The following is a 26,605-nucleotide window of genomic DNA, read 5'->3' as shown; positions in this document are numbered from 1 at the left end:
CGGTGAAGGTCGACGTAAGCCGGCAGAGTAACGCAACCTGAACAGTCACAGCGTCATGAGCGGTAAAGCGTAAGAATTCACGGATTGAGTCGATCTTCGATGAAGAGTCCGGCGGGTCGCCAAGTGGCGCGGCCGGCGGTAAAACAGGCGGGAGAGCAACAGGTTATGGCGACGATCAAGGATGTAGCGGCTGCGGCAGGCGTGTCGTTCACGACGGTATCGCACGTGGTGAACAATTCGCGGCCGGTGTCGGCGGACGTGCGCGCGAAGGTCGAGCACGCGATCCGTCAGCTCCACTATGTTCCGTCGGCGGTGGCCCGCTCGCTGAAGGCGCGGGCGACGGCGACCATCGGGCTGGTCGTGCCGAACGCGACGAACCCGTATTTCGCGGAACTGGCGCGCGGCATCGAGGACGGTTGTTCGCGCAACGGCTACTGCGTGTTCTTCTGCAATTCCGACGACGATCCGGCCAAGCAGCGTAACTATCTGCGCGTGCTGCAGGAAAAGCGCATCGACGGCCTGATCGTCGCGTCCGCCGGCGACGACGCCGTGCTCGCGCAGACGCTTGCCGACTCGCACGAGCCGCTGGTCATTCTGGATCGCAACATCGAAGGGCTGAACGCGGATCTGGTGCAGATCGATCACGAGAAGGGCGGCTATCTGGCCACCCGGCATCTGCTCGAACTGGGGCATGTACGGATCGGCTGCATCACCGGGCCGGTTCAGACGGCGGTCAGCGCGATGCGCGTGCACGGCTTTATCCGCGCGATGACGGAGCGCGGCATCGAGATTCCGCCCGACGCGATCGTGGAAAGCGATTTTTCGGGCACCGGCGGCCACCGTGCGGCCGCGCAACTGTTCGACACGCTCAGGCCAACGGCGATTTTTGCCGGCAACGACATGATGGGCATCGGCGCGTTGCGCGCCGCCGCGGAACGCAATATCAGCGTGCCGCGCGATTGCTCGATCATCGGTTTCGACGATATCGAACTGGGGCGTTTCACCTATCCGGCGCTCTCGACCGTCGGGCAATCGGTACGCGCGCTCGGCGATATGGCCGCACAGACGCTGATCGAACGGATCGCCGGGACCTCGTCGGGCACGCCACGCGCGCCGGGCCGCCGGCGCGTGGTGTCGCCGCGGCTGATCGTGCGCGAATCCACCGCGACATGGGCCGGCGCGGCCAGGCGCGATCTGGCGGCGTGACTGCATACGGATGCGCGGATTTCAAACGCGCATTTGTGGTTAGCGGAGCGGTTGCTCGCGCGAAGCGATTTCTTTCGCGCAACACGTAAGCCTTCGAGTTTCACCCGCAGTGACCCGCGGCGGGCTGCTGAACAGTTCGGCGACTCCGCGGACGCTGTCGGATGCGGCGTTGGAAACGCGCGTATGTCCCGGCGCTAAACAGTATTTCTACGCTTGCCTTGTCAAATCGGGATCAGGCAGTCGGACGGATTCAACCTTGCTGCGCTCGCTAACGCCGCCGCAATCCAGGACCTTTGCGGCGACGCCGCGAGCACACTGCCAGCCGCCGCAACGGCGGGCCGCCTCGCTCTGCCGACCTTGACCCACCGCCGCTCCGGTTCCACTTCGGCTGCCTACCAACCCGCCGGCTGTCAGCTTATTGTAATTTATTCCACTGCCTACGCCGCCTTTCCTCATACCATATAAATCCTTCAAGTACGCTGTCACCATGCCGTAAACAGGCTCATTAGAGCGCGGTATCGAAAGAACGCGACTACGCAGACGCCACACGCCAAGCCGCGCTGCGGACGCAGCCTCACATTTTGTCAAGCACAGGAACAAGCATGTTGAACAAGGGCATTACGATCAAGGCGCGGATAGGCCTCACGATGGCGTTTCTCGCCGCGCTGCTCGTCGCCATCGGCGTATTCGGTCTGATCGGCATGAGCCGTTCGAATGACGCCTATAAGGACACGTTCACCAACGCCATGCCGAGCGCGGTCAATATCGGCAACGCCGAGCTGTTTGCGGCGCGCGAACGGCTCGCGCTCGACCGCGCGGCGTTCATGATCGGCACGCCGGAAGCGCCGCCGACGCTCGAGCGCGCGCGCACCATGCGCGCCACGTCCGACACATGGTGGAAGAAGTACATGGACCTGCCGCGCGATGCGGATGAAGACCGCCTCGCGCAAGACGTCGTCTCCAAACGTGAGGCGCTGCATCAGCAGATGGACGCCTTCGCGACGATCGTCGCCGCGAACGACTCGCCCAAGCTGGTCGACGGCGCCAAGCGTCTGCAAGCCGCCTACAACGACCTCGCCAATTCCGACGACGCACTGCGCAAATACCAGTTCACGTCGGCGAAAGAGGGTTACGACAGTGCGCAAAGCAGCTTCGAGGTGTTCCGCATGGTCAGCGCCGGTGCGTTGTTGATCGGCGTGCTGGCGGCGGTGATTTCGTACCTGACGCTCAGCCGCGCGATCGCCCGGCCGCTCGATGCCGCCCTCGGTCATTTCGACGCGATTGCGGCGGGCGATCTGCGCCGCCCGGTCGTCGTGACCTCGCGCGACGAAATGGGGCAGTTGCTCGAAGGCATCGCCAAAATGCAGCGCAGCCTCACCGAAACGGTGCGTACCGTGCGCAGCGGCAGTGAATCGATTGCGACGGCCACGCGCCAGATCGCGGCCGGCAACATCGACCTGTCCTCGCGTACCGAAGAGCAGGCGTCGGCGCTGCAGGAAACCGCATCGAGCATGGAAGAGCTGACCGGCACGGTCAAGCAGAACGCCGACAACGCCCGCCAGGCGAGTTCGCTGGCGGCCAACGCGTCGGAGATCGCCAACAAGGGCAGCGCGGTGGTCGGCCAGGTGGTCGGCACGATGGGCGACATCAATCAAAGTTCGGCCAAAATCGCGGACATTATTTCGATCATCGAGGGCATTGCGTTTCAGACCAACATCCTCGCCTTGAACGCGGCCGTGGAAGCGGCGCGGGCCGGCGAGGAAGGGCGCGGCTTCGCGGTCGTGGCCGGTGAAGTGCGCAGCCTCGCGCAGCGCTCGTCGGCGGCGGCGAAGGAAATCAAGGAACTGATCGACACCTCGGTGGAGCGCGTGCAGTCGGGCTCGGCGCTGGTCGACGAAGCCGGCCGCACCATGACCGAGATCATCGGCGCGGTGCAGCGCGTGACCGACATCATGGGCGAAATCGCCGCGGCATCGGAAGAGCAGAGCAGCGGCATCGATCAGGTGGCGCGCGCCGTCACGCAGATGGACGAAGTCACGCAGCAGAACGCCGCGCTGGTCGAAGAAGCCGCGGCCGCAGCGTCGTCGCTCGAAGATCAGGCCGGCAAGCTGCGTACCGCAGTGGCCGTGTTCCACCTCGAAGAAAGCGGTTACAAGGCGCCCGTAAGTACGCCACCGAAGCGCGTCGCCGCGCCGCTGCGTTCAGTCGTCGCGCGCAAGGTCTCGCATACTCGCGCCGAGCAACCCGCGCCGCACGCCGCTGTTGCGACGAAGGCGCCGGCCACAACGGCACAGGCCGCTGCCGCACCAGCACGCGCGCCTGCTAAAGCCCCGGGGAGCGATCAGGACTGGGAAACGTTCTAAGCGGAAGTCAGTCGCAACATTCATTCCCGGCGCCGCCGCCGATCCCATTAGATGGGTCGGTGCTGTGGGAAAAAAACGCCGACTGGCTTCGAAAGACCGCGATTGCGCAGGCATCCGCGGTCTTTTTTTATGGCGTGCGCATTAAGTAACGTTTGCGGCGTCGGCCGACCCCCTGGCGGGCGTCATGATCCGGTACATTGACGGACGCACCGAAGCAACCGTGCCTGGGCAATGCGGCCCGGCATTGTGCGGCAAGAGCCGACGGCCCGTTAGCCCACGCGCATGGCTCCGCCGCCCGCGACTAGCGCAACGCACCACCCAAACGCATGGCCCGACGCACGGCCACCACCCACCAGCACGCCACTCCCAATCGCTCAATGCGCCAGCCCCAAAGGACCGACATGACGCCATACGACTTCGCGAACCGCCTCGTCGAAGCACGCCGGCAGCATCGCCCGATCGATGCGCCCGCACCCGACAGCCTGCCGCCCGACGCGGCAACCGCATACGCGATCCAGCAGGCGGTTATCGCAGGTCTCGGCGACTCGACCGGCGCCTGGAAGATCGGCGCCAAAGCGCCGGGCGCGGCCGCCGCGGGCGCGCCGATTCCGGCTTCGCTGGTGCTGCGATCGCCGGCGCGCGTCGCGCATGACGGCTTCTTCAGAGTGCTGGTCGAACTGGAGATCGCCTTCCGTTTCGTGGAGGCGATCGAACCGCGCGGCCGCGCCTATGCGCGCGACGAGGTGCTCTCGAAGGTCGGCGTCGTCTTGCCCGCCATCGAGATCGTGGACAGCCGCTTCACCGAGTGGCCGAATGTCGCGCCGCTCGCGCAACTGGCCGACGCCCAGAACAACGGTGCGTTGATCACGGGCCATCCGGTCGCTTATGCGGGTCTCGCGCGCGGCTTCGACTTCGTCTCGCCGGAACTGGAACTGAGCTTCGAGGGCGCTTCGCTGCTACCCGAAGCCACCGGCAATCCGGCCGGCGACCCGCGCGAACTGCTGGTGTGGTTCGTCAACCATTGCGCTGCCATGGGCATTACGATCGAGCCCGAGTGGACCATCACTACCGGTTCGTATGTCGGTGCCCACAGGCTGGATAAAGCGGGCGTCGTGCGCGGCCGCATCGACGGCCTCGGGGAAGTGGAGATTGAACTGACCTGAGGTATCGCACGCTTGTAACAGTGCATTACGAAGCTCCGTTCAAACGGCCGCCTGAGGGTGGCCGTTTTACATTCTTCGCATCTGTGAGGGCGGTCTCGCCGTATACACCTATTGAAGCGATGCGGGCTGATGTCGTCATCCAGTTATACATGCGGCTAACCATGCTCTCGACGCGGTTAATGCGCGCATGTCGCACGGGGCGATTCATGAAGAGCTGTGTAAATGACGCGGAACAAAACCGTTCATCAGTTGACGAAGCGCATGAAACCGCACGGACTTTGCTTAAGCTTGAGACGGCCTACGAGGCGCGCACGAAGCGCGCATGAACATGTAACAGTCTGGTGTCGGTGTCGACCGAACGCTCGTGTCGCGCGTTGAGGAAAAAGTACCCGGACACAGAAAGCGGGCAGACGTCCGCGCTTTTAGCAACAAAGTGTGCGTGTGCAGACACGCCGTCTCATATTGCGGTGGGATCGTTCGATGAACGTAACGGCTGGTGCAAGAGAATATTGCGGGACACTTCGATCAGCACGAGCAGCATTGCAGCAGGCTGCTGATAGGGCGGCAAGGCAGCAGTAGAAGGGCAGCGACGAGTGACCGCAATCGCTGCGGTATGAGCGCAAGATTGTAGGTGGTCGAAACTTTGTTTCCAAGTGACGAGTGTTGGGAGACGAATACGGCGCGATTTTCGCAACGTAGTTCGTGAAAAAAAATTTAAAAGGGTTTAGGATGAATTCGAGCGATGTCGTTTCCGAATAGCGCGCCGCGCACGACATCGGTCTAGACTTCGGCGAGGAGGTAGCATGGATATCTACAGCAGTTTCGCGACCCGCTTCGAGAAAACGCGAGAAGATGAGCTCTCGCTCGAGGAGTATCTCGCGCTCTGCAAAGACAATCCCGCCGCGTACGCCACGGCTGGCGAACGCATGTTAACGGCGATCGGGGAGCCGGAACAGATCGACACTCGTAACGATCCGCGCATGTCGCGCATCTTCGCGAACAAGGTCATCAAGGTATACCCCGCATTCCGTGAGTTCTACGGAATGGAAGAGGTGATCGAGCAGGTGGTCGCCTACTTCCGCCACTCGGCCCAGGGGCTCGAAGAAAAGAAGCAGATCCTGTATCTGTTGGGCCCGGTCGGCGGCGGTAAATCGTCGATCGCGGAACGTCTCAAGCAGCTCATGGAACGCGTGCCGTTCTACTCGATCAAGGGCTCGCCCGTGAACGAGTCGCCTCTCGGTCTGTTCGACTACGAGGAAGATGGCCCGATTCTCGAAGAACAATACGGTATTCCACGCCGCTACCTGAAAAGCATTCTGAGCCCGTGGGCGGTCAAGCGCCTGCACGAATTCAACGGCGACATCCGCAAGTTCCGCGTGGTGCGCCGCTACCCGTCGATCCTTCGCCAGATCGGTATAGCCAAAACCGAGCCGGGCGACGAAAACAATCAGGACATTTCGTCGCTGGTCGGTAAGGTCGACATCCGCAAACTCGAACAGTACGCACAAGATGACGCGGACGCATACAGCTACTCCGGTGGCTTGTGTCTCGCCAATCAGGGGCTGCTCGAGTTCGTCGAAATGTTCAAGGCGCCGATCAAGGTGTTGCACCCGTTGCTCACTGCAACCCAGGAAGGCAACTTCAAGGGCACGGAAGGCTTCGGCGCGATTCCGTTCGACGGCGTGATTCTGGCTCACTCGAACGAGTCCGAATGGAAGGCGTTCCGCAACAACCGCAACAACGAAGCACTGCTCGACCGGATCTTCGTGGTGAAGGTGCCGTACTGCCTGCGCTACGGTGAAGAGATCAAGATCTACGAGAAGCTGCTGCGCAATTCGTCGCTGGCCAATGCGGTGTGCGCGCCGGGCACCTTGAAGATGATGGCGCAGATGTCCGTGCTCACGCGCTTGCAGGAGCCGGAGAATTCGAGCCTCTTCTCGAAGATGCAGGTGTACGACGGCGAGAACCTGAAGGACACCGATCCGAAGGCCAAGTCTTATCAGGAGTACCGTGATTTCGCGGGCGTGGACGAAGGGATGACCGGCGTGTCGACCCGTTTCGCGTTCAAGATTCTTTCGCGCGTGTTCAACTTCGACTCGACCGAGGTCGCGGCCAATCCGGTGCATCTGATGTACGTGCTCGAACAGCAGATCGAACGCGAGCAGTTCCCACCGGAAACGGAACAGAAGTACCTGTCGTTCATCAAAGACGTGCTCGCCTCGCGCTACGCGGAGTTCATCGGCAAGGAAATTCAGACCGCTTATCTGGAGTCGTATTCCGAGTACGGCCAGAACATCTTCGATCGTTATGTGACGTACGCGGACTTCTGGATTCAGGATCAGGAGTTCCGCGACCACGACACCGGCGAGAGTTTCGACCGCGCGGCGCTGAACGCCGAACTGGAGAAGATCGAAAAACCGGCGGGCATCAGCAACCCGAAGGACTTCCGCAACGAGATCGTGAACTTCGTGCTGCGTGCGCGTGCTGCCAATGGCGGGAAGAATCCGGCATGGGTCAGCTACGAGAAGCTGCGCGTGGTGATCGAAAAGAAAATGTTCTCGAACACGGAGGAACTGCTGCCGGTGATTTCGTTCAACGCCAAGGGCTCGGCGGAAGAACAACGCAAGCACGAAGACTTCGTCAATCGCATGGTGACGAAGGGCTATACGCCGAAGCAGGTGCGCTTGCTGTGTGACTGGTATCTGCGCGTGCGCAAGTCGTCATGATGCGCATTGCGTGCCGCCCGCGCGGTCCGACCGCGTGGGCACCCTGCGAGGCGCAAGCTGCATGGACATAACGTTGCCTTGGGCAGCTACGTCTCGCAAACGCGATATTACAGCGGGAGACCGGGCGTGCTTCATCAAATCATCGACCGCAGGTTAGCAGGCAAGAACAAAAGCATTGCGAATCGCGAACGTTTTTTGCGTCGCGTTAAGAACTATATTCGTCGCGCCGTTTCGGAAGCCGTGCGCGACCGCAGCATCAAGGACATTCAGAACACCCAGAGCATCACCATTCCGCGCAAGGACATTGCGGAGCCGTCGTTCCGGCATGGCCCCGGCGGCAAGCGGGAAATGGTGCATCCGGGCAATTCCGACTACATCCGCGGCGACAAGATCCAGCGCCCCCAAGGGGGCGGTGGCGGAGGCGGGGGCAATCAGGCCAGCAATGAAGGCGAGGGTCAGGACGACTTCGTGTTTGAGCTGAGTCGTGAAGAGTTCATGCAGTATTTCTTCGACGATCTCGAACTGCCGCGCCTCGTCAAAACCCATCTGCTTGCCGTCCCGACGTGGAAGAGCATTCGCGCGGGCTGGGCTGCCGAAGGCACGCCGAACAACATCGACGTGGTCCGTTCGCTGCGCAGCGCGCTCGGCCGCCGCATCGCGCTCGGGGCGCCGCTCGTCAACCAGTTGCACGAGATGGAGCGGCAACTGGAGGTCATGAAAGCCGATCCCGACGACCGTCGCGAAGACATCAAACTGCTCGAAGAAGAGATTCATCATTTGCGCGGGCGCATCTGGCGGATTCCGTTCATCGATCCGTTCGATCTGCGCTACGTGAACCGCGTGAAGCAGCCCACGCCGTCCAGCCAGGCCGTGATGTTCTGTCTGATGGATGTGTCCGGTTCCATGGACGAGCAGCGCAAGGACCTCGCCAAGCGCTTCTTTATCCTGTTGTATCTGTTCCTCAAGCGTAACTACGAGAAGATCGAAGTGGTGTTCATTCGCCACCACACGCGCGCCGAAGAGGTCGACGAAGACACGTTCTTCCATTCGACCGAAAGCGGCGGCACGGTGGTGTCGAGCGCGCTGGAATTGATGCAGAAGGTGATGGACGAGCGCTATTCGCCGACTGAATGGAATATTTACGGCGCTCAGGCGTCGGACGGCGACAACTGGACCGACGACTCGCCGAAGTGCCGCAAGATACTCTCGGATGACATCCTGGAGAAGGTGCGCTATTTTGCGTATATTCAGGTGACGCCGGAAGAGCAGAATCTGTGGCTGGAATATGCGCAACTGGCCTTGAGCCAGCCGCACATGGCGATGAAGAAAGTCGAGACCGCGGCTGACATTTATCCGGTGTTTCGCGAGTTGTTCGAAAAGCAGGCGGCTAATTCATGACGAACAAGCCCCTGCACAACGAAGTGCGCGGCGAGTCGGCGAACGGCGCGCCGGAGCACGGAAAAGGCGTGCCGCAGCAGCAACAGTCGGGGCATGCCGAGGCGAGGGCGGACGATACCGGAACCGCCGCAGCCGGAGCAGTCGACACCGCTGCAGCACGGGGACACACCGGAACGCCCACTCAGGGGCAAAGGGAAGTCCGTATGAACGTAGCCGATAGACGGCCTCTGCCGTGCCCGTCCGACTGGACCTTCGAATTGATCGAAGAGTACGACTCGCATATTGCCCGTGTTGCAGAGCAATATGAACTCGACGTGTATCCGATCCAGCTCGAACTCATCAGCGCCGAACAGATGATGGATGCGTACGCGTCCGTCGGTATGCCGGTGAACTACCGTCACTGGTCGTTCGGCAAACACTTTCTCTCCACCGAAAAAAGCTACCGTCGCGGGCAGATGGGGCTGGCGTACGAGATCGTCATCAATTCGAATCCCTGCATCGCGTATCTGATGGAAGAGAACACGATGACGATGCAGGCGCTCGTCATCGCCCATGCGGCCTATGGGCACAATTCGTTCTTCAAGGGCAACTATCTGTTCAGGCTGTGGACGGATGCGCACGCGATCATCGACTACCTTGTGTACGCGAAGAATTACATCGCGGAGTGCGAGGAGCGTTTCGGGCTCGACCGGGTCGAGGAGCTGCTCGATTCCTGCCACGCGTTGATGAACTATGGCGTGGACCGTTACAAACGTCCGCAGAAGCTGTCGCTGCAAAAGGAGTTTGCGGCGCGCCGCGAACGCGAAGCCTATCTGCAGTCGCAGGTGAATGAACTGTGGCGCACCTTGCCGACCCGGCATACGCCGCTGCCGGAGGAAGTCGAGGAGCGCTATCCGCCGGAGCCGCAGGAGAACCTGCTGTATTTCGCGGAGAAAAACGCGCCGCTGCTGGAGCCGTGGGAGCGGGAAGTGATCCGCATCGTGCGCAAGGTCGGCCAGTATTTCTATCCGCAACGGCAGACCCAGGTGATGAACGAGGGCTGGGCGACATTCTGGCACTACACCTTGCTCAACACCATGTACAACCAGGGCAAGCTGGAAGACGGCTTCATGATGGAGTTTCTCCATTCGCACAGCAACGTGGTCTACCAGCCGCCGGTCACGAAACCGTACTACAGCGGGATCAATCCGTACGCGCTGGGTTTTTCGATGATGAGCGATATTCGCCGCATCTGCGAATCCCCCACGGAAGAAGACCGCAAGTGGTTCCCTGAACTGGCGGGCAGTCCGTGGCTCCCGGCCATGCACTACGCGATGCGCAACTTCAAGGACGAGAGTTTCGTCGCGCAGTATCTGTCGCCGCATCTGATCCGGGAAATGCGCCTCTTCTCCGTGCTCGACGACGACATGCGCGATGCGCTCGAAGTCTCGGCAATTCACGACGACAGCGGCTATCAGTACGTGCGTCAGGCGCTGTCGCGGCAGTACGACATGCATCACCGCGAGCCGAATATTCAGGTGTGGGCGGTGAACACGCGCGGCGACCGGAGTTTGACGCTGCGGCACTTCATGAGCGACAACCGGCATCTTTCCGGCGATAGCGACGAAGTGCTCAAGCACATGGCGCGGCTGTGGCAATTCGACGTGTATCTGGAAAGCGTCGATGAGAATGGCACGGTCCGCAAGCGCTACGAGTGCCGTTATGTGCCGCCGGCGGTGAGAGTGTGACCGGAGGCCGCAGTGCAACGCAGCGCGATTGATGTGTTGTGACCCAAAGAAGCCAGCTTTCGAGCTGGCTTTTTTCTTGGCTGCCCGACCGCGATCAGGCCGGTTCTCAATACTGCCGCGCCGCAACAAGACGGATGGCGCGCATTCGCGGGTCGCTAACAAACTCCCATCTTTGCCTTGCGGTTCTGTAAAATTCGCGCACGCGTGCGACGACATGCCGGCAGGGCACTTCGCCGCGCGTGATGAAGGCGGCGCCAAGACCGCTACCTCCGTTCAAAGATAAGGAAAGAGACCAGCATGACCGACCTAACCGACCAAACCGTGGCCTCGGCTCACGATACCCGGCGCCGCATCTTCGCGATTGTTGGCGCTTCATCAGGCAATCTCGTCGAGTGGTTCGACTTTTACGTGTATTCGTTCTGCGCGCTGTACTTCGCGCCGGCGTTCTTCCCGAGCGGCAATACCACCACGCAATTGCTCAACACGGCGGGCGTGTTCGCCGCCGGCTTCCTGATGCGTCCGATCGGCGGCTGGTTCTTCGGCCGCCTCGCCGACAAGCACGGCCGCCGCACCGCGATGATGGTGTCGGTATTCATGATGTGCGGCGGCTCGCTCGTGATCGCCGTGCTGCCCACCTACGCGCAGATCGGTGCGCTGGCGCCGGCGCTGCTGCTGGTCGCGCGGCTGTTCCAGGGCTTGTCGGTGGGCGGTGAGTACGGCACCAGCGCAACCTACATGAGTGAAGTCGCGCTCAAGGGCCGGCGCGGTTTCTTCGCGTCGTTCCAGTACGTCACGCTGATCGGCGGGCAATTGTGCGCGCTGCTGGTGCTGGTGGTGCTGCAGCAGACGCTTTCCACCGAAGAGCTGAAGGCGTGGGGCTGGCGCGTGCCGTTCGCAATCGGCGCGGTCGCGGCACTGGTCGCGCTATATCTGCGTAAATCGCTCGACGAAACCACCACCGCCGAAACGCGTCAACGCAAGGAAGCCGGCACGCTGCGCGGCTTGTGGCTGCACAAGGGCGCGTTCATGACGGTGCTCGGTTTCACGGCAGGCGGCTCGCTGATTTTCTACACGTTCACCACCTACATGCAGAAGTACCTGGTCAACACGGCGGGCATGCACGCGAAGACGGCCAGCAACGTGATGACCGCGGCGCTCTTTGTCTACATGGTGATGCAGCCGGCGTTCGGCGCGTTGTCGGACCGCATCGGCCGCCGCCGTTCCATGCTGTTCTTCGGCTTCTTCGCGACCATCGGCACCGTGCCGCTGCTGCACGCGCTGAAAGACGTGACGAGCCCGTATGCGGCCTTCGGCCTGGTCGTGGTGGCGCTCGCGATTGTCAGTTTCTACACGTCGATCAGCGGCCTGATCAAGGCGGAAATGTTCCCGCCGGAAGTGCGGGCGCTCGGCGTGGGGCTTTCGTATGCGGTGGCGAACGCGATCTTCGGCGGCTCGGCGGAGTATGTGGCGCTGTGGCTGAAGTCGGTCGGCAACGAGTCGATGTTCTACTGGTACGTGACCGCGTTGTGCGCGGTCGCCGGTCTCGTTTCGCTGCGGATGCGCGATCCGTCGAAAGAAGGGTATCTGCGTCTCGAGCCCTGAGTCTTTGAACCGAGGTCCGCTCGCGCGAAAGTATGTTCTGGCGATGTGTGAGAACGGCGGTCAGGGGTTAGCCCTGGCCGCCGTTTTTTATGCGCGTGCGCAGTCGGAGCAATCCGACTGCACTTCGAGGGCAGGGCGCATGCTCACGCCACGACGATCTCCGTGCCCAACGCATGCAGCAGATCGCGCAGCGTCTCGGCCTGCGCCATTTTTGCGTCGCTGCGGAGATGAATCTGCAGCGCCCGCCCCGCAATTCCGTCGACGGGTTGCGCGAGCCATAGCTCCACTGCGAGGCCCAATCCTTCAGGCTGGTTGACGACGACAGGTTCGATCACACGCGGCTTGAAACAGGCACTGTCGGACATGCGAGTTACCTCGAGACGGGTGTAGGTTCGCTCTCATCGTAATCAGTGCGCCACACCGGACCAAGCAACAAATCCGCGATTGCTTAGCATTGGATGCTTAGCACAAAACACGCTTATTGCTCGGGGCTTGCAGGCGTTCCGCGCCGATGGCGTCGCGTCAGACCGGTTCCGAACGATCGCTGACCAGTTCGGAGACGAGTTCCTTCACCACGGCCGCCGGATCCGCGGCCACAATGGGCGCGGCCGCCACCGCGGCGCCCGCGGCCGCCGCGACGGCCTGCTGAGGCGCGCTGAGCGCAGCACGCGCAAGCATCAGAAGATGATAGTAAAGCCGTATGCTCAAGCCGTAGTTGTACGCGAACAGATGCGTGAAGGCGACCTTGAACCCTGCGAGCACCTGACGATTCCTGGCGTGGATAGACACCACGATCGGCGCGAGCCGGCGCAATGCCAGCTTGCGCGACGGCTCCAGTTGCGCCGGCAGCCGCAACGCCTTGACGTACGCATACGCGCTGACCGTTGCCGCGACCGCCGTGCCGCGCGTGCTATGCGAGATCGAGCTTGCCGTCTTTCGATACACCGAAACATAGTCGTGCAGATAGAACACCTCGCGCGCGGCGAGACAGAGTTCGGTGCCGAACACGAAGTCGCAGCACACGCCGTACTTTTCCGGGTAGCCGATCCGCTTCACCAGTTCGGCGTTGGCCATCCAGCTGTTATTCGGAAACATCTGGACCAGACCGGTTCGGCCCGGCAGGGACTGCAGGCCTTCGGCGTCCTTCGTACGCCGAAATGCGGCGTTCAGGTCCGCGCTCGCCTGGAAGTTGATGGCGCCGCCGTGATCGGCTTCATACTGATCGCCGAATGCCACCTCGAGCAGCGGGTAAAGCGTCCATAGCGACACGAGCTTGTCGACGCCGTCCGTGGTGAGCAGGTCGTCGTCGTGGATCAGCAGGATTTTGTCGCCGCGTGCGCGCTCGAACAGGCTCGCGACATTGCCCGCCTGGCCGAGCGGCGGCTGATTTTTCATGTAGCGCACGCGCGGTTCGCGCGCGTAGCGCGCTGCGATCAACCGCTCAGTGCGCGCGTCTTTCGAGTCATCGCCGATCACGATCTCCAGATTGTCGTAACTCTGCGCAAGGCACGAGTCGATGCACGTCGCGATCAGCTCAGGTCGATTGCAGGTCGGCAGACAGATCGAGACTTTCGGGCGGTGGGAGAGAGTCGGGGAGATGGACATAAGCGTCGCCTTTGTTATCTGATGAGGGGCGGCAGCGGGTCCGCCTGGCGCACACGTCGCTGCAAGCAGAAAAATAGTCCATCACGCGGGAAAAATAATCGGTAAAAAACAGGAAGAAATGTTTGGCTTATGAAAGCCGTCAGAAGGGAAAAATTTATGCGGCATCGCTGTTTAAATACAGCAAAGCCGCTCCTGGATTGATGCTAACTATTTCAGCCAACCGGCGGCTCGCCCTCGCCGGGCTTTTTGCCGGGCCGGTCCGACGGCGCTTGATCGCGGCTCGCGTCGTCGCGTTCGGGCAGCTTGCTCTTTTCGTTGTCGCTGTGCGCTGCGGGTTGCGGATGTTCGACGTCGGCCGGTTTGTCTTTGGCGCCTTGTTTGGTTTCGCTCATGATCCTCTCCTGGGTGGATGACATGAGCATTGCAGCAAGCGGCAGACCTGGGCTCGTGCCTGGCGTTGCGATCGGGTCTCGCCATCGCTGCGCGGAATTACAAACAAGCCCTTGACCCGTGCCCCCATTCAGCGCAACGTGGAACGAGAATCCTATAGTGCGGGAGTACGACATGTCCCTCAACTTCCCGAATCCCAGCCGCAGCTACGACGCCTCGCATCACTGCGTGAATTTCTGGGGCTACGACAACGCGCGCGAAATCGCTTTCGCCGTCAACCGTTCGGTGATTTCCAATCTGAGCCCGAGCGTGGGTTCAGACGAACCGGCGGTGCTCGCTGCGTTCGACCAGCATCGCGAGCAGATCCTCACGCTCGCCCGTGGCCTGTACCTCGGCGGCCCGCAGAACCGTTACACGATCTCTTGACGCGGCGCAGCACGTCGCGCCGGCAAGCGGGGCGCGACCGAACGCGGGCTCAAGCTGCTGTTTCGCGTGGCGCGCCGCCTGTCAGCGAGACGACGAAATCGTAAAACGCCCGGACCTTGGCCGGCGGATGATGCCGCGAAGGATAGAGCGCATAGAGCGGATAAACCTCGTCGCCCCAATCGGGAAATAGCTCGACGAGTTTTCCGCTCGCCATCAACGACTCAGCGCCGAGCGAGAGAATTTGCGCGACGCCCTGGCCGGTCGTGCAAGCGCTATGCAGGGTGCCCACGTCGTTCACGGTCAAACGGCCCTGCGGCGTGATCACGATTTTCTTGCGGCCGCGATGAAATTCCCAGCTGAACGGGTAGCCCGTGAGCGGATCGCGGAACTTGATGCAGACATGCTTGCCGCTTTCGAGTTCGGCTGGATTCACCGGGTGCCCGTGCTTCTTTAGATACGCCGGCGCGGCCACGGTGAGAATCCGCGTCTCCAGCAGTTTGCGCGCGATCAGCGTCGACACCGGCGGATCGCCGAAACGGATCGCGAGATCGAATCCGTCGCCGACCAGATCGCCCATCTGGTCGCGGGTGATGAGTTCGAGCTGCAGATCGGGATGCTTGTCGATAAAGCCGCCCAACCGTGGCCCGAGCACGAGGCGCGAAAAGAACGGGTCCATGTTCACGCGCAGACGTCCGCGCACGGCGGTCGCGCCCTGCGTGGCGGAAGCCGCCGCTTCTTCGAGGCCGCCCAGCAACGGCACGATCTGTTCGTAGAAGCGCCGCCCTTCGTCGGTCAGCGTGACCGAACGCGTGGTGCGGTCGAAAAGCCGGATGCCCAGACGCGCTTCGAGCCGCGCGACCGAACGGCTCACCCCGGATTGCGACATGTCGAGCGCAACGCCAGCCGCCGCAAAACTCCCGGAATCGACAATCGCCGTCAAGACGCCCATGCCGTTCAGCATGCGCTCGTCAAATGGCATGTGATAGTCCTTTGTTATTTACTAATGCGTGACATGCTAACGCGAAAGTCCGTTTAATTCACATGCCGACTCGCGGAAACGCCGCCTGGTAAGGCGGACGAATGATGTCATGTCATGAGTGGAATGACAGTCAGGCTATCGCGTCAGTCGCGCGGCGGGCGTTAATCTGTTGACGTTCGCCCGAAGCACCGAGACATGCGATTCTCGTCATGCATCAGGCATATTCGGATTCAGTTGGACTGAACAACGGAGAACACGCCATGTCGCGCATTTTTATTACCGGTTCCGCCGATGGTCTCGGTCAAATGGCCGCGCGTCTGCTCGTCGAGGCCGGCCATCAGGTGGTGTTGCATGCGCGCGCTGCCGCGCGCGCCGACCAGGCATTGCAAGCCGTACCGCAAGCGGAAGCCGCGCTGATCGGCGACCTGTCGAGCATCGCGGCCACGATCGCGCTCGCCGGGCAGGTCAACCAGCTAGGCCGTTTCGATGCGGTGATCCATAACGCGGCGGTCGGCTATCAGGAACCACGCCGGATTGCCACCGTCGACGGCTTGCCGCACGTCTTCGCGGTGAATACGCTGGCGCCATACATTCTCACCGCCTTGATCCAGAAGCCGCGGCGGCTCGTTTATCTGAGCTCCGGGCTGCATCGCAGCGGCGACGCGAGCCTCGACGATCTAGCCTGGGAGAGGCGTCCCTGGCGGGGCACGGCGGCGTACTCGGACTCGAAACTGCACGACGCGTTGCTGGCGTTCGCGATGGCGCGGCGCTGGCCGCAGGTGATGTCGAATGCGCTGGAGCCGGGTTGGGTGGCGACGAAAATGGGTGGTCCGGGCGCGCCGGACGATTTGCAGGCCGCGCCGAAAACCCAGGTATGGCTCGCCGTCAGCGACGAGCCGGAGGCCACCGTCACTGGTGCGTACTTCTATCACATGAAGCGCTGCGAGACGCATCCGGCGGTGCACGACGTTGCCGTTCAGGAGCGTTTGATCGAGGCGTGCGCGGGGTTTTCCGGCATCCGTTTGCCGGATTGACGCAAGCCCTGGATCAGCGGCCCGCGCCTTGTGTCGCTTGCCCGCCCACCCGGCGCGAGGCAGGCGCTTCGTCGAGGTGACGAAACACCCACGCCGACACCAGCGTGATCACGCCGACGCACACGAAGGCGAGCCGAAAACCGAGCGCGGCCGATCCGACTTGCGCCGAGAAGAGATTCACCAACCCGCCGCCGATCGACACGCCCAGCCCGATGGCCAGCATCTGCACCATCGAAAAGAGGCTGTTGCCGCTGCCGGCGTCTTCATGCGAGAGGCCTTTGAGCGTGACGCTGTTCATCGCCGCGAATTGCATGGAGTTGGCCGCGCCGAACACCGCGAGGATCGCGATCTCGACCACGAGCGGCGTGCCGCGCGTAATCAGTGCGAACGCAACGATCGACGAACCGACGATGATCGTGTTGACCAGCAGGAAGGCATCGTAACCATAGCGGTGCACGAGCGGCGCGATCCAGCGTTTGGCGACGGTGCCGGCGAGAGCCGCGGGCAGCATCATCAGACCGGAATGCAGCGGCGAGTAACCCAGTTGCAATTGCAGCAGCAAGGGCACGAGAAACGGCACGGCACTCGAACCGATGCGGCACACCAGGTTGCCGATCAGACCGACGCTGAAATTCGGCTCGCGAAAGAGCGACAGTTTGAAGAGCGGATTGACGCGGTGTCTCGCATGCGGAATGTAGGCGAGCGCGCTCACGACGGCGAGTGCGAACAGCGCCGCTGACCATGCCGCGCGGTGTGTGGGCATCGGCGAGTCCACGGCGAGCGAGAACGCGATCATGCACAACGAGAGTAGCCCGCAGCCGACGAAGTCGAACGGCGGCGCCTTTGCTTCGCCGTGCGATGGCAAGAAGCGCTGCACCGCATATAGACCCACGGCGCCGATCGGCACGTTGATGAGGAAAATCCAGTGCCACGTGATCGCCTGAACGAACCAGCCGCCGAGCGTCGGCCCGGCGATCGGCCCCAGTTGCCCGGCCACCGAAATGAACGCGAGCGCCGCGACATACTGGTCGCCCGTGACGCTGCGCAGGACGGCGAGCCGCCCGATCGGCAGCAGCATCGAGCCGCCCACGCCTTGCAGCACGCGCGCCATCACCAGTTGACCGAGCGTGTGCGCGCTCGCGCAGCAGATCGAGCCGAGCACGAAAACGAGAATGGCGGCGAAGTAGACGCGCCGTGTGCCGAAGCGGTCGGCGAGCCAGCCCGAGGCGGGCGTGAGCATCGCCATGGTCAGTGTGTACGCGACCACGATCGGCTGCATCGCGAGCGGTGCGACGTGCAGGCTGTTGGCAATCGACGGCAACGCGGTGTTGACGATCGTCGTGTCGAGCGACTGCATGAAAAAGCCGGCGGCGACGATCCAGAGCAAAGCGGTCTGGGAAGAATCCTTGGTCATCTTTTTACCGGGCAGCGGGGCGGCGGCATGGGCGGCCGTCTCGACGCCGAGCATTCAGTGGGGGCGACCCAGTCATCATATTGACATCCTCGTCAATCGGGAACCCCACTAAGGGCATTGACTGTTATCGACTTTGCCGATGAGCGGCGCGACAATGCCCCATGCTCAATCCCATCTGGCTCAAAACTTTTTCGACCGTCGCGGCCTGCCACAGCTTCACCGAGGCGGGGCGGCGACTCGACCTGACGCAATCGAGCGTCAGCGAACACATCCGACGGCTCGAGCAGAGCGTGGGCCGGCGCCTGTTCGTGCGCGACACCCATTCGCTCGCGATGACGCCAGACGGTGAAGCCATGCTCGCGCACGCCAGCGTGATTCTGCAGGCGCTCGCGCGGGCCGAATCGCAGTTTCGCGCGCCGCGTCTGAAAGGCCGCGTGCGGCTCGGTTCTTCGGACGACGTCGCGCTCGGTCCGCTGCCCACGGTACTCGCCGCGTTTCGCGATGCGCATCCGGATGTCGAACTGGAAATCACCATCGGCATGACCGGCAAGCTGTATGAGCTGCTCGACGCGGGGGCGATCGATCTGCTGGTCGGCAAGCGCCGTCTCGGCGACAGGCGCGGCGTGCCGCTCTTCACGGGGCGGCTGGAGTGGCTGGCGCGCGCCGGTACGCTGGTCGACTTGAGTCAGCCCTTGCCGCTGATTCTGGTCGCCGAACCGAGCGTGACGCGCGCCGTCGTGCTCGACGCGCTCGCCGAGGCCGGATTCAGTTGGCAGTTGGTGTGCACGAGCAGCAGCCACGCCGGTTGCATCGCGGCCGCGCGCGGCGGGCTGGGCATTACCGTTCGTCCGCAGTATCTGGCGGCACGCGGTCTTGCGGCGCCCCTGAATACGGCGAGTCTGCCGACGCTGCCGTCGGTGGAATTCATCGCGCTGGCGGCGAAGCGGCTTAGCCGGCCGGCTGGCACGCTGCTGCAATTGCTGCACGACAGCGATTTGCGCGGATCGTGGATCGGGGAATAGCGGCGAGGCGTGAGGCGTACGGATCGACGCCATGCATTGATACGACGGCGAAGGATTGCGCATCGGCATAGCGAATCCGCGTGGTGCGTGCCGCCGCTTTCCAACCGACGCGGACTGAACTGCATTGTTTCTGAGCGCGTGCCGCTCAGGCGGGCAGCTTGCGGAACGAAATCGCGAAGCGGTTCCATGCGTTGATCGCGGAAACAAGCAGCGTCAAATCGACCAGTTCTTCGTCGCTGAAGTGCGGGCGCACCGCTTCCCAAACCGCGTCGGGCACGTGCGCTTGCGATACCAGCGTTAGCGCTTCCGTCCATTCGAGCGCGGCGCGTTCCCGGTCCGTGAAGAACGGCGTTTCGCGCCAGACCACCACGGTCGCCAGACGGCGGTCGGTTTCGCCGCCCTTGCGGGCGTCGGCAGTGTGCATGTCGACGCAGTATGCGCAGCCGTTGATCTGCGAGGCGCGCAGACGAACCAGTTCGGTCAGCGATTTTTCGAGCGCCGATTTGCCGATGCGTTCTTCAACGCCGATCATGGCCTTGATCGCGGCGGGGTTGGCTTTGTAGAAGTCGAGACGTTGTTCCATGATTCACTCCTGAGTTGGGTTGGACGCATTCCGTGATGCGATGAGGGAAGATTAGGCGCATGACTGGCTTTGGGAAATGACCGATTCCGGCTATTTTCAGGTAGCCACTTTGACGCGGTGAGCGGGCGCGCACGCGGCCGGCCGAGCGTCCTTACCGACGGTAATGGCATCGTTGCCGCGCATCGGCCGATTCGGTATGGTGGGTCATTCACCCATCTACCCATCCGAAGAGATCGCGCATGACTTCCGCCGCAGACCAGCAACCGCCGCCGATCCGTACCGACGTCCTGATCGTCGGCGCGGGGCCGGTGGGACTTTTCGCCGCTTTCGAGGCGGGCGTGATCGGCCTGTCCTGCCAGATCGTCGACGGGCTCGACAAGATCGGCGGCCAATGCATCGAGCTTTATCCCGACAAGCCGATCTACGACATTCCCGCCATTGCGTCCTGCACCGCGCGCGAGTTGGTCGAGCGACTTCTGGCGCAATGCAAGCCGTTCGATCCGCCCATCCATCTCGAACAACGGGTCGAGTCGGTTGAGCAGGGCAGCGACGGACGCTGGACGGTACGTACCGGGAGCGGCCTCGTGTTCGATGTCGCGGCGATCCTGCTGGCCGCCGGCAACGGCGCGTTCGTGCCGCAAAAGCTGGCCTTAGCCGAGGCCGTACCGCTGGAGTCGCGTCACGTGCACTACAGCGTGCCGCGTCTCGCGGACTTCGCCGACAAGGTTGTGGTCGTGGCGGGCGGCGGCGATTCCGCGCTCGACTGGGCGCTGGCGCTGCGCAAGGTCGCGCGCCGGGTGACGCTCGTGCATCGGCGCAGCGGTTTCAGCGCGGCTGATTCGAGCGTCGCGTCGATGCGGCGCGCGGTCGAGGCGGGCGAAATGGACTTTATCGTCGGCGCGATTGCGGGGCTCGACGTCGAAGGCGATGCATTGAAGTCGATCACGTTGCGACATATCGAGGGCGAGACGCAACTCGCGGCCGAGCACCTCGTCGCGCTCTATGGACTCGTTGCCGATCTCGGGCCGATCGCGCAGTGGGGGCTATCGATTCACGCGGGGCGCGTCGATGTCGATACGTCGAACTACGAAAGTTCGCGGCCCGGTATCTTCGCGGTGGGCGACATCGCCAATTATCCGAACAAGCAGAAGCTGATTCTGTCGGGCTTTCATGAGGCGTCGCTGGCGCTGCGCCGAGCGTACTCGTACGCTTATCCGGACAAAAAGCGTGTGCACGTGCATTCGAGCTACGACGCAAAGCTGGCGGAAAAAGTCAGTGCCGCCGGGTGACCATCTCGCGGAGGTAGCGGTCTCCTGATTGATCGAGTCGGTAGTGATCGGCAGGCCGCAACCGGCTCTTTCTACGCGCCCTTTATTTCCCGGCGGGTTGACTCGCGGCTGCGGCCGCGCTGGCTTCCTTGTCTTTCTTCTTGGCCTCGTGATGGCCGACCGCGCAGCCGGCCGCCGCACCCGCTACGCCGTGGCCACCCGCGACGTGGCCGGCCACGCCGCCCACGACCGCGCCTTTCGTACAGCCTTCAGCTTGCGCGGCAGTGCAGGTGAGTGCCAGCGCGGCACTGAGAGCGAGGGTGATGAATGCCTGTTTCAATTGCGACTCCTGTTGTTTGATGATGGTGCGATCACGGAGTAGCAATTGCGGGGCCCGACGATCCCGCGAGCGCTTTTCCCGACGCGGACTCTGGCGCCGGGCCGTTCGCGCGGACCTCAGGTGAAACCATAGGCGAAGCGGGCGGTGATTGGCGGTGTATGCTTTTGGCCGTAGCCCTTATTTCCGACCACAATGAAATCGCTTGATGTCCCTTCCGCCAGCGAAAACGGCCAGCCCGTCACAGTCCCGGCCGCGGCCCGTCCCGGCGCGGCTGTCGAGGTCGACTACTGGGCGCTGCTGCAGGCAATCGAAGACTATGCGATCTTCCTGCTCGACCCGACCGGGCTGATCGTGAGTTGCAATGCGGGAGGACACAAGCTGACGGGTTACTCAGAGCAGGAGATCGTCGGCGAGCACTTTTCGCGCTTCTATACCGAGGAAGCCGTGGCGCGCGGCTGGCCCGCCTACGAGCTGCAACAGGCGTCGCTGACCGGCCGCTTCGAGGACGAAGGCTGGCGCAAGCGCAAGGACGGCACGACCTTCTGGTCGAATGTCGTGATCACGTCGATGCGTAACGACGCGGGCATACTCACCGGCTTTGCCAAGATCACGCGCGATTTGAGCGCGCAACGCGAGTACGTGGAAGCGCTGCGGCAAAGCGAAGAGCGTTTCCGTTTGCTGGTCGACTGCGTGAAGGATTACGCGATCTTCATGCTCGACCCGCAAGGGTACGTGGTGAGCTGGAATTCGGGCGCCGCGCGCATCAAAGGTTATACGCGCGAGGAAATCGTCGGCCGGCATTTCTCGACCTTCTACGTACCCGAGGAAGCGGCGGCCGGCAAGCCCGCGCGCGAACTGGCGATTGCCCGGCAGCTCGGCCACGTCGAGGACGAAGGCTGGCGCGTGCGCAAGGACGGCACGACGTTCTGGGCCAACGTCGTCATCACGGCGGTGCATGACGAATCGAACCGGCTGCGCGGCTTCGCCAAGGTCACGCGCGATCTGACCGAGCGGCGTCAGCGCGAAGAACTGGAACGTTCGGGCGAGCGCATGCGCCAGTTTCTCGCGACCCTCGCCCATGAGTTGCGCAATCCGCTCGCGCCGGTGCGCAACGCGATCGGCGTGATGCAACTCGAAACCGGTGTGAGCCCCACCGTGGCACGTTCGCGCGACCTGATTGACCGGCAGGTCACGCACCTCACGCGGCTCGTCGACGATCTGCTCGACGTTGGCCGGATCATGTCGAACAAGGTCGAGTTGCGCTTCGGCCGTGTCGATCTGGCCGAGGTCATGGCGCGCGCGATCGAGGCGGCCCGGCCGTTCACGGATGCGCACGAGCAGCGGGTCGTCCAGCATATGCCCGACGAGCCGGTGTTCGTGCGCGGCGACATGACGCGCCTCGTGCAGGTGTTGCAGAACCTCTTGCACAACGCGGCAAAATTCTCGCCGGTCGGCAGTGCCATCGATGTCGCGGCGCGAGTCGACTACCAGATGGCCGTGCTCGAAGTGCGCGATGCGGGTTGCGGCATTCCTGTGCGCTCACTCGACAAGATCTTCGAACTGTTTGCTCAGGAAAAGGACGGGCAGAATACGGGCGAGGGCGGTCTCGGCATCGGCCTCACGTTGTGCAAGTCGCTCGTCGAGATGCACGGTGGCAGCATTATCGCGAGCAGCGAAGGGCCGGGCTGCGGCAGCACCTTCACGCTGAGTCTGCCGCTGGCCGCCGCGCCACCCGAAGCAACGGGCGATGAAGCGAACGCGGCGAACACCGAAGTCGCGCCGCTGCGCATTCTGCTGGTCGATGACAATCGCGATTCGGCCGACAGTCTCGCCATGCTGCTCGAACTCAAAGGCCATGAGGTGCGCATCGCCTATGAGGGCGAGCAGGCAGTGCTGATCGCGCCGCGTTTCGCGCCTCACCTCGCGGTGATCGACATCGCGATGCCGAAGATGGACGGCTACGAGACGATCGCGGCGTTGCGCGTCATGCCCGCGCTTGCCAATACACGGTACGCCGCCATGACTGGCTTCGGCCACGCGAGCGATCGCGAGCGCACCCGCGAAGCCGGTTTCCATGCGCATCTCGTGAAGCCGGTTGGACTCGAACTGTTCGATGCGCTGCTGGCCGACGTGGAAGCGCTGCGCAGCGAACGCGGTCCCGACTAGCCGTTCAGGCAGGGCGCGCTTCCCTCATACCAGAGCGGTGTGACGGCTTACGCGCCTGCGCATTCCCGATTCCTGAAGAAAGATGTTGCGCATTCCGACGTCCGGTAGTCGAGGCACGCCGCTTGCTGTGGGTCTTCTGTGCGCGGCGGCCCTTGAGAGTCCGCCGGCAGTCGATTGAACAGCTTCAGGGAGGCACGATGCTCGATACGCGTGGCCGTACGGCCGGCGCCAACGCGCGGCCGCCGCAAAACGCCGGCATGACCGCATCTCGCGATTGCCATGTCGGGGCGGGCGGAACGCGGAATGGCGCGAAACCTGCCGCGTCGCTCGAAAATTTTCTGCGTGATACGCGTTTCGATTCCGGCGACCCCGTCGCGCTCGGCGGCGTGTTGCGCGCGTTGGTCGAACGCGGCTACGACTGTGCGCCTGATATGCCCTTGCCTGGGCACGGCGAAACGCTGGTGCGCTGGCGTTCCCTGGCTGCGGTGGCCGCGTGCGATCTGGGGCTCGTCAAGCTGTTCGAAGGACACACGGATGCGCTCGCGATTCTCGCCGAGCTGCAAGGCCCCACGCCGCCCGCGGGAAGCCGCTGGGGCGTTTGGGCGGCCGAGCCGCCCGATGCGCGCGTGCAAGCACTCAAGGTAGGAATCCGAAGCGATGGCGAAAACCTTCGCCTGACCGGCACGAAAGCGTGGTGCTCGGGCGCGGGTGTGGTCACGCATGCGCTCGTTACCGCATGGTTGGACGATGAGCCGGTGCTGGCGGCCGTCGCAATGAATCAGCCGTCCATCTCGATCGACACGGCGAAGTGGCAAGCGGTCGGCATGCAGGCCACGGCAAGCGCGGACGTGAGCTTCGACCAGGCATCGGCGACTCTTGTGGGCGGCGCGCATGCCTATGTACGGCGTCCCGGCTTCTGGCACGGCGGCGCCGGCATCGCCGCGTGCTGGTATGGGGCCGCCGCGCAGATCGCGCGCATGCTGCGCGCCGCGTGCACACGGCGCGCGGATCCGCATTGGCTTGCCCACCTCGGCGCGGTCGAGGTGGCATTGGCCGGCGCGGCCGCGGTATTGCGCGAGACCGCCGTGCACATCGACGCCAATCCGCTAGCCGACTCGCAGCGCGAGGCCATGCGCGCGCGCCTCGTCGTGGAAGATGCCTCGACGGCCGTGATGACTCACGCCACACGTGCGCTCGGCGCCGGCCCGTTGTGCCGCAACGCGCGTTTCGCACGTGCGCTGGCGGATCTGCCGGTGTTCCTGCGGCAGAGCCACGCGGAGCGCGATCTCGCTGCGCTCGGTGAGCTGATCGCCGCAGCGGGACCCGCCGACGGTCGCGACGGTCCTGATGCCGGAGGTGCCCCGTGGATGCTCTGACGCCATACACGGAGGGCCGCTGACATGAGCTCACCGGCTACCTACTTCGACGAACTCTATCGACACAGCGACGATCCGTGGAAGTTGCGCGAAGGCTGGTACGAGAGCCGCAAGCGATCGTTGACGCTCGCGTTGCTGCCGCGCCCGCGCTACCGGAGTGCGTTCGAACCCGGCTGCGCCAACGGCGAACTGACCGTCGAGCTGGCGAAGCGTTGCGACATGCTGCTCGCGGCGGATCTGCATGAGCGCGCGGTGCAGCTTGCACGCGAGCGCGTTGGCGACGCGCCGCACGTCCGCATTGAACGGCGCACGGTGCCGCGCGAGTGGCCGACCGAGGCCGGCCCGTTCGATCTGATCGTGATCAGCGAATTCGCCTATTACCTCGATTCGGCGGAGCTGGAAACGCTGGCTGCGCGGATCGCCGCCTCGCTCACCACGGACGGCACGCTGCTCGCCTGTCATTGGCGCCGGCCCTTCGCCGAAGCGCTCGAATCCGCCGATGCCGCGCATGCGCTGTTCGACGCACGCTGCGGCCTCACGCGTCTCGCGCATCACGATGAAGCCGATCTGCTGATCGACGTCTGGTCACGCGACGCACGCTCGGTCGCGCAACGCGAGGGGCTTCTATGATCGGCGTGATCGTTCCGGCTCATAACGAAGAGGCGTTGCTGGCGCCGTGTCTCGCTGCCTTGATCGCGGCCTCGCGCCACGAGGATCTAGCGGGCGAAACGGTGCGCATCGTGGTCGTGCTCGACGCATGCGACGACTTCAGCGGGGCGATCGCACGGGCCTACGGCGTCGAGACGCTGACGCTGAAGGCGCGCAATGTCGGCATTGCGCGCGCGGCGGGCGCGGACTTCCTGCTGGCGGACGGCGCGCGCTGGCTCGCGTTCACCGATGCCGACAGCCGCGTCTCGTCGGGCTGGCTGGTGGCGCAGCTTTCGCTGGAAGCTGACGCGGTGTGCGGCTCGATTGCCGTCGACGACTGGACCGCGCATCCGCATAGCGTGCGCGAATACTTCCGCAAAACTTACGTGGATGCCGACGGTCATCGTCACATTCACGGTGCGAACCTCGGCGTGTCGGCTGACGCCTACCGGCGCGCGGGTGGCTTCCCGCCGCTCAAGTGCAGCGAAGATGTCGCGCTGGTCGACCGGCTGATCGCGATCGGCGCGCGCATCGCGTGGAGCGCGGCGCCGCGCGTGATTACGAGCGCGCGCGCAGCGGCTCGCGCTCGGGGCGGCTTTGGCGATACGCTTGCGGCGTGGGCGGCCGCCGGATAAGGGCGCCGCTTGCTACAACAGGAGGGCGACAGCATGGAAGCGTTCTTGCTGCTGTTCGGTCAAGGCAGGATGCTCGACCCGCTGCAGATGGCCATGCGCTCGATCGTCGTGTTTCTGATTGCGCTGGTGCTGATCCGCATCTCGGGCCGGCGCTCGTTCGGACAACGCTCGCCATTCGACTCGGTGGTGGTGATCCTGCTCGGCGCGATGTTGAGCCGGGCCATCGTCGGTGCGTCGCCGTTTATCGCCACCGTCGTGGCGTCGTTCGCGATCGTCGTCTGCCACCGGGCGTTGGCGTGGGTATGCATGCGCTCGCGCGCGCTGGAGCGGCTGGTGGGCGGCGTCGAACGCGAGGTGTTCAGCAACGGCGAATTCAACGCGCGCGAGATGGACGCGGCGTTGATCAGCCGAACCGACATTCAGGAAAGCGTGCGGCAGAAAACCGGCTCACGTTCGATGGAAAACGTGGCCGCGGCGATTCTCGAACGCAACGGCGAAGTGAGCGTGATCCGCAAGAAGGCGTGAATCGAACCG

The 26,605-nt window shown here is 63.3% G+C and carries 23 protein-coding genes; 16 read left to right on the top strand and 7 right to left on the bottom strand.

The window, feature by feature from the left end; all coding sequences use genetic code 11:
* Positions 1-165 precede the first annotated feature (165 nt).
* The 7 genes from B0G80_RS04520 to B0G80_RS04485 all read left to right on the top strand — a co-directional run bounded on the left by B0G80_RS04520 (position 166) and on the right by B0G80_RS04485 (position 12,185).
* On the top strand, positions 166-1,206 hold the full coding sequence (locus B0G80_RS04520; RefSeq protein WP_106284292.1) for a LacI family DNA-binding transcriptional regulator: 1,041 nt from the start codon (positions 166-168) through the stop codon (positions 1,204-1,206).
* 602 nt (positions 1,207-1,808) lie between these two features.
* Entirely contained in the window at positions 1,809-3,569 is a 1,761-nt protein-coding gene (locus tag B0G80_RS04515) for a methyl-accepting chemotaxis protein (RefSeq protein WP_116117149.1), read from the top strand.
* A 401-nt stretch (positions 3,570-3,970) separates the two neighbouring features.
* Positions 3,971-4,732, top strand: coding sequence for a hydratase (locus B0G80_RS04510; RefSeq protein WP_116117148.1), 762 nt, complete (start codon positions 3,971-3,973; stop codon positions 4,730-4,732).
* A gap of 803 nt (positions 4,733-5,535) precedes the next feature.
* Positions 5,536-7,458 (top strand): PrkA family serine protein kinase, encoded by a 1,923-nt coding sequence (locus B0G80_RS04500; protein ID WP_012433254.1) that lies wholly within the window; start codon positions 5,536-5,538, stop codon positions 7,456-7,458.
* Positions 7,459-7,584: 126 nt separating this feature from the next.
* Positions 7,585-8,856 (top strand): YeaH/YhbH family protein, encoded by a 1,272-nt coding sequence (locus tag B0G80_RS04495; RefSeq protein WP_116117146.1) that lies wholly within the window; start codon positions 7,585-7,587, stop codon positions 8,854-8,856.
* A complete protein-coding gene (locus B0G80_RS04490) occupies positions 8,853-10,583 on the top strand; it encodes a SpoVR family protein (RefSeq protein ID WP_116117145.1) in 1,731 nt (576 codons plus the stop codon). The genes B0G80_RS04495 and B0G80_RS04490 overlap by 4 nt, the downstream gene beginning before the upstream one ends.
* 297 nt (positions 10,584-10,880) lie before the next feature.
* The gene (locus B0G80_RS04485; RefSeq protein ID WP_106284298.1) at positions 10,881-12,185 is read left to right on the top strand and encodes an MFS family transporter; all 1,305 of its coding nucleotides are present in this window, start codon (positions 10,881-10,883) and stop codon (positions 12,183-12,185) included.
* A gap of 143 nt (positions 12,186-12,328) precedes the next feature.
* Here the strand turns inward: B0G80_RS04485 and B0G80_RS04480 are convergent, their stop codons facing one another.
* The 3 genes from B0G80_RS04480 to B0G80_RS04470 all read right to left on the bottom strand — a co-directional run bounded on the left by B0G80_RS04480 (position 12,329) and on the right by B0G80_RS04470 (position 14,182).
* Entirely contained in the window at positions 12,329-12,550 is a 222-nt protein-coding gene (locus B0G80_RS04480; RefSeq protein WP_012433250.1) for a hypothetical protein, read from the bottom strand.
* 157 nt (positions 12,551-12,707) lie between these two features.
* A complete protein-coding gene (locus B0G80_RS04475; protein ID WP_116117144.1) occupies positions 12,708-13,790 on the bottom strand; it encodes a glycosyltransferase family 2 protein in 1,083 nt (360 codons plus the stop codon).
* Positions 13,791-14,002: 212 nt separating this feature from the next.
* The gene (locus tag B0G80_RS04470) at positions 14,003-14,182 is read right to left on the bottom strand and encodes a hypothetical protein (protein WP_116117143.1); all 180 of its coding nucleotides are present in this window, start codon (positions 14,180-14,182) and stop codon (positions 14,003-14,005) included.
* Between the two features lie 172 nt (positions 14,183-14,354).
* On the opposite strand from B0G80_RS04470, the gene B0G80_RS04465 reads away from it, so the two are divergent.
* Positions 14,355-14,606 carry a DUF1488 domain-containing protein gene (locus B0G80_RS04465; protein ID WP_106284301.1) on the top strand — a complete coding sequence of 84 codons (252 nt, stop codon included), beginning with the start codon at positions 14,355-14,357 and terminating at the stop codon, positions 14,604-14,606.
* A 49-nt stretch (positions 14,607-14,655) separates the two neighbouring features.
* Here the strand turns inward: B0G80_RS04465 and B0G80_RS04460 are convergent, their stop codons facing one another.
* A complete protein-coding gene (locus B0G80_RS04460; RefSeq protein WP_116117142.1) occupies positions 14,656-15,585 on the bottom strand; it encodes a LysR family transcriptional regulator in 930 nt (309 codons plus the stop codon).
* Between the two features lie 260 nt (positions 15,586-15,845).
* Here B0G80_RS04460 and B0G80_RS04455 point away from each other — a divergent pair, with 260 nt between their 5' ends.
* Complete coding sequence (locus B0G80_RS04455) at positions 15,846-16,619, top strand: SDR family NAD(P)-dependent oxidoreductase (RefSeq protein ID WP_116117141.1); 774 nt, start codon at positions 15,846-15,848, stop codon at positions 16,617-16,619.
* A gap of 13 nt (positions 16,620-16,632) precedes the next feature.
* On the opposite strand, the gene B0G80_RS04450 is transcribed toward B0G80_RS04455, so the two are convergent.
* Complete coding sequence (locus tag B0G80_RS04450) at positions 16,633-18,033, bottom strand: DHA2 family efflux MFS transporter permease subunit (protein WP_116119514.1); 1,401 nt, start codon at positions 18,031-18,033, stop codon at positions 16,633-16,635.
* A 161-nt stretch (positions 18,034-18,194) separates the two neighbouring features.
* On the opposite strand from B0G80_RS04450, the gene B0G80_RS04445 reads away from it, so the two are divergent.
* A complete protein-coding gene (locus tag B0G80_RS04445; RefSeq protein WP_116117140.1) occupies positions 18,195-19,055 on the top strand; it encodes a LysR family transcriptional regulator in 861 nt (286 codons plus the stop codon).
* Between the two features lie 145 nt (positions 19,056-19,200).
* Here the strand turns inward: B0G80_RS04445 and B0G80_RS04440 are convergent, their stop codons facing one another.
* Positions 19,201-19,638 (bottom strand): carboxymuconolactone decarboxylase family protein, encoded by a 438-nt coding sequence (locus tag B0G80_RS04440; RefSeq protein ID WP_116117139.1) that lies wholly within the window; start codon positions 19,636-19,638, stop codon positions 19,201-19,203.
* A 239-nt stretch (positions 19,639-19,877) separates the two neighbouring features.
* Between B0G80_RS04440 and B0G80_RS04435 the strand changes: the two genes are divergently transcribed.
* Positions 19,878-20,927 carry an NAD(P)/FAD-dependent oxidoreductase gene (locus B0G80_RS04435; RefSeq protein WP_116117138.1) on the top strand — a complete coding sequence of 350 codons (1,050 nt, stop codon included), beginning with the start codon at positions 19,878-19,880 and terminating at the stop codon, positions 20,925-20,927.
* 82 nt (positions 20,928-21,009) lie between these two features.
* Here B0G80_RS04435 and B0G80_RS04430 read toward each other — a convergent pair whose 3' ends face one another.
* Entirely contained in the window at positions 21,010-21,246 is a 237-nt protein-coding gene (locus B0G80_RS04430) for a hypothetical protein (RefSeq protein ID WP_116117137.1), read from the bottom strand.
* Between the two features lie 192 nt (positions 21,247-21,438).
* On the opposite strand from B0G80_RS04430, the gene B0G80_RS04425 reads away from it, so the two are divergent.
* The 5 genes from B0G80_RS04425 (at position 21,439) to B0G80_RS04405 (ending at position 26,596) form a co-directional block, all read left to right on the top strand.
* Positions 21,439-23,412, top strand: coding sequence for a PAS domain S-box protein (locus tag B0G80_RS04425; protein WP_116117136.1), 1,974 nt, complete (start codon positions 21,439-21,441; stop codon positions 23,410-23,412).
* Between the two features lie 197 nt (positions 23,413-23,609).
* On the top strand, positions 23,610-24,788 hold the full coding sequence (locus tag B0G80_RS04420; protein ID WP_116117135.1) for an acyl-CoA dehydrogenase: 1,179 nt from the start codon (positions 23,610-23,612) through the stop codon (positions 24,786-24,788).
* Positions 24,789-24,812: 24 nt separating this feature from the next.
* Entirely contained in the window at positions 24,813-25,418 is a 606-nt protein-coding gene (locus B0G80_RS04415; protein WP_116117134.1) for an SAM-dependent methyltransferase, read from the top strand.
* A complete protein-coding gene (locus tag B0G80_RS04410; protein WP_116117133.1) occupies positions 25,415-26,071 on the top strand; it encodes a glycosyltransferase family 2 protein in 657 nt (218 codons plus the stop codon). The genes B0G80_RS04415 and B0G80_RS04410 overlap by 4 nt, the downstream gene beginning before the upstream one ends.
* A gap of 33 nt (positions 26,072-26,104) precedes the next feature.
* Entirely contained in the window at positions 26,105-26,596 is a 492-nt protein-coding gene (locus B0G80_RS04405) for a DUF421 domain-containing protein (protein WP_116117132.1), read from the top strand.
* Positions 26,597-26,605: the final 9 nt, after the last annotated feature.

The sequence above is a fragment of the Paraburkholderia sp. BL6669N2 genome (assembly GCF_003387275.1).
Lineage (GTDB): Bacteria > Pseudomonadota > Gammaproteobacteria > Burkholderiales > Burkholderiaceae > Paraburkholderia.
Note: the sequence above shows the minus strand (reverse complement) of the source record. Positions and strands in the feature narration are given on the sequence as shown.

Excerpts from the sequence above, each read along its gene's own strand:
- B0G80_RS04490 (WP_116117145.1), top strand. The coding sequence starts at position 8,853 with ATGACGAACAAGCCCCTGCACAACGAAGTGCGCGGCGAGTCGGCGAAC.
- B0G80_RS04410 (WP_116117133.1), top strand. The coding sequence starts at position 25,415 with ATGATCGGCGTGATCGTTCCGGCTCATAACGAAGAGGCGTTGCTGGCG.
- B0G80_RS04460 (WP_116117142.1), bottom strand. The coding sequence starts at position 15,585 with ATGCCATTTGACGAGCGCATGCTGAACGGCATGGGCGTCTTGACGGCG.
- B0G80_RS04500 (WP_012433254.1), top strand. The coding sequence starts at position 5,536 with ATGGATATCTACAGCAGTTTCGCGACCCGCTTCGAGAAAACGCGAGAA.
- B0G80_RS04470 (WP_116117143.1), bottom strand. The coding sequence starts at position 14,182 with ATGAGCGAAACCAAACAAGGCGCCAAAGACAAACCGGCCGACGTCGAA.
- B0G80_RS04435 (WP_116117138.1), top strand. The coding sequence starts at position 19,878 with ATGACTTCCGCCGCAGACCAGCAACCGCCGCCGATCCGTACCGACGTC.
- B0G80_RS04520 (WP_106284292.1), top strand. The coding sequence starts at position 166 with ATGGCGACGATCAAGGATGTAGCGGCTGCGGCAGGCGTGTCGTTCACG.
- B0G80_RS04445 (WP_116117140.1), top strand. The coding sequence starts at position 18,195 with ATGCTCAATCCCATCTGGCTCAAAACTTTTTCGACCGTCGCGGCCTGC.
- B0G80_RS04455 (WP_116117141.1), top strand. The coding sequence starts at position 15,846 with ATGTCGCGCATTTTTATTACCGGTTCCGCCGATGGTCTCGGTCAAATG.
- B0G80_RS04480 (WP_012433250.1), bottom strand. The coding sequence starts at position 12,550 with ATGTCCGACAGTGCCTGTTTCAAGCCGCGTGTGATCGAACCTGTCGTC.
- B0G80_RS04440 (WP_116117139.1), bottom strand. The coding sequence starts at position 19,638 with ATGGAACAACGTCTCGACTTCTACAAAGCCAACCCCGCCGCGATCAAG.
- B0G80_RS04485 (WP_106284298.1), top strand. The coding sequence starts at position 10,881 with ATGACCGACCTAACCGACCAAACCGTGGCCTCGGCTCACGATACCCGG.
- B0G80_RS04515 (WP_116117149.1), top strand. The coding sequence starts at position 1,809 with ATGTTGAACAAGGGCATTACGATCAAGGCGCGGATAGGCCTCACGATG.
- B0G80_RS04475 (WP_116117144.1), bottom strand. The coding sequence starts at position 13,790 with ATGTCCATCTCCCCGACTCTCTCCCACCGCCCGAAAGTCTCGATCTGT.
- B0G80_RS04510 (WP_116117148.1), top strand. The coding sequence starts at position 3,971 with ATGACGCCATACGACTTCGCGAACCGCCTCGTCGAAGCACGCCGGCAG.
- B0G80_RS04405 (WP_116117132.1), top strand. The coding sequence starts at position 26,105 with ATGGAAGCGTTCTTGCTGCTGTTCGGTCAAGGCAGGATGCTCGACCCG.
- B0G80_RS04415 (WP_116117134.1), top strand. The coding sequence starts at position 24,813 with ATGAGCTCACCGGCTACCTACTTCGACGAACTCTATCGACACAGCGAC.
- B0G80_RS04425 (WP_116117136.1), top strand. The coding sequence starts at position 21,439 with ATGAAATCGCTTGATGTCCCTTCCGCCAGCGAAAACGGCCAGCCCGTC.
- B0G80_RS04420 (WP_116117135.1), top strand. The coding sequence starts at position 23,610 with ATGCTCGATACGCGTGGCCGTACGGCCGGCGCCAACGCGCGGCCGCCG.
- B0G80_RS04465 (WP_106284301.1), top strand. The coding sequence starts at position 14,355 with ATGTCCCTCAACTTCCCGAATCCCAGCCGCAGCTACGACGCCTCGCAT.
- B0G80_RS04450 (WP_116119514.1), bottom strand. The coding sequence starts at position 18,033 with ATGACCAAGGATTCTTCCCAGACCGCTTTGCTCTGGATCGTCGCCGCC.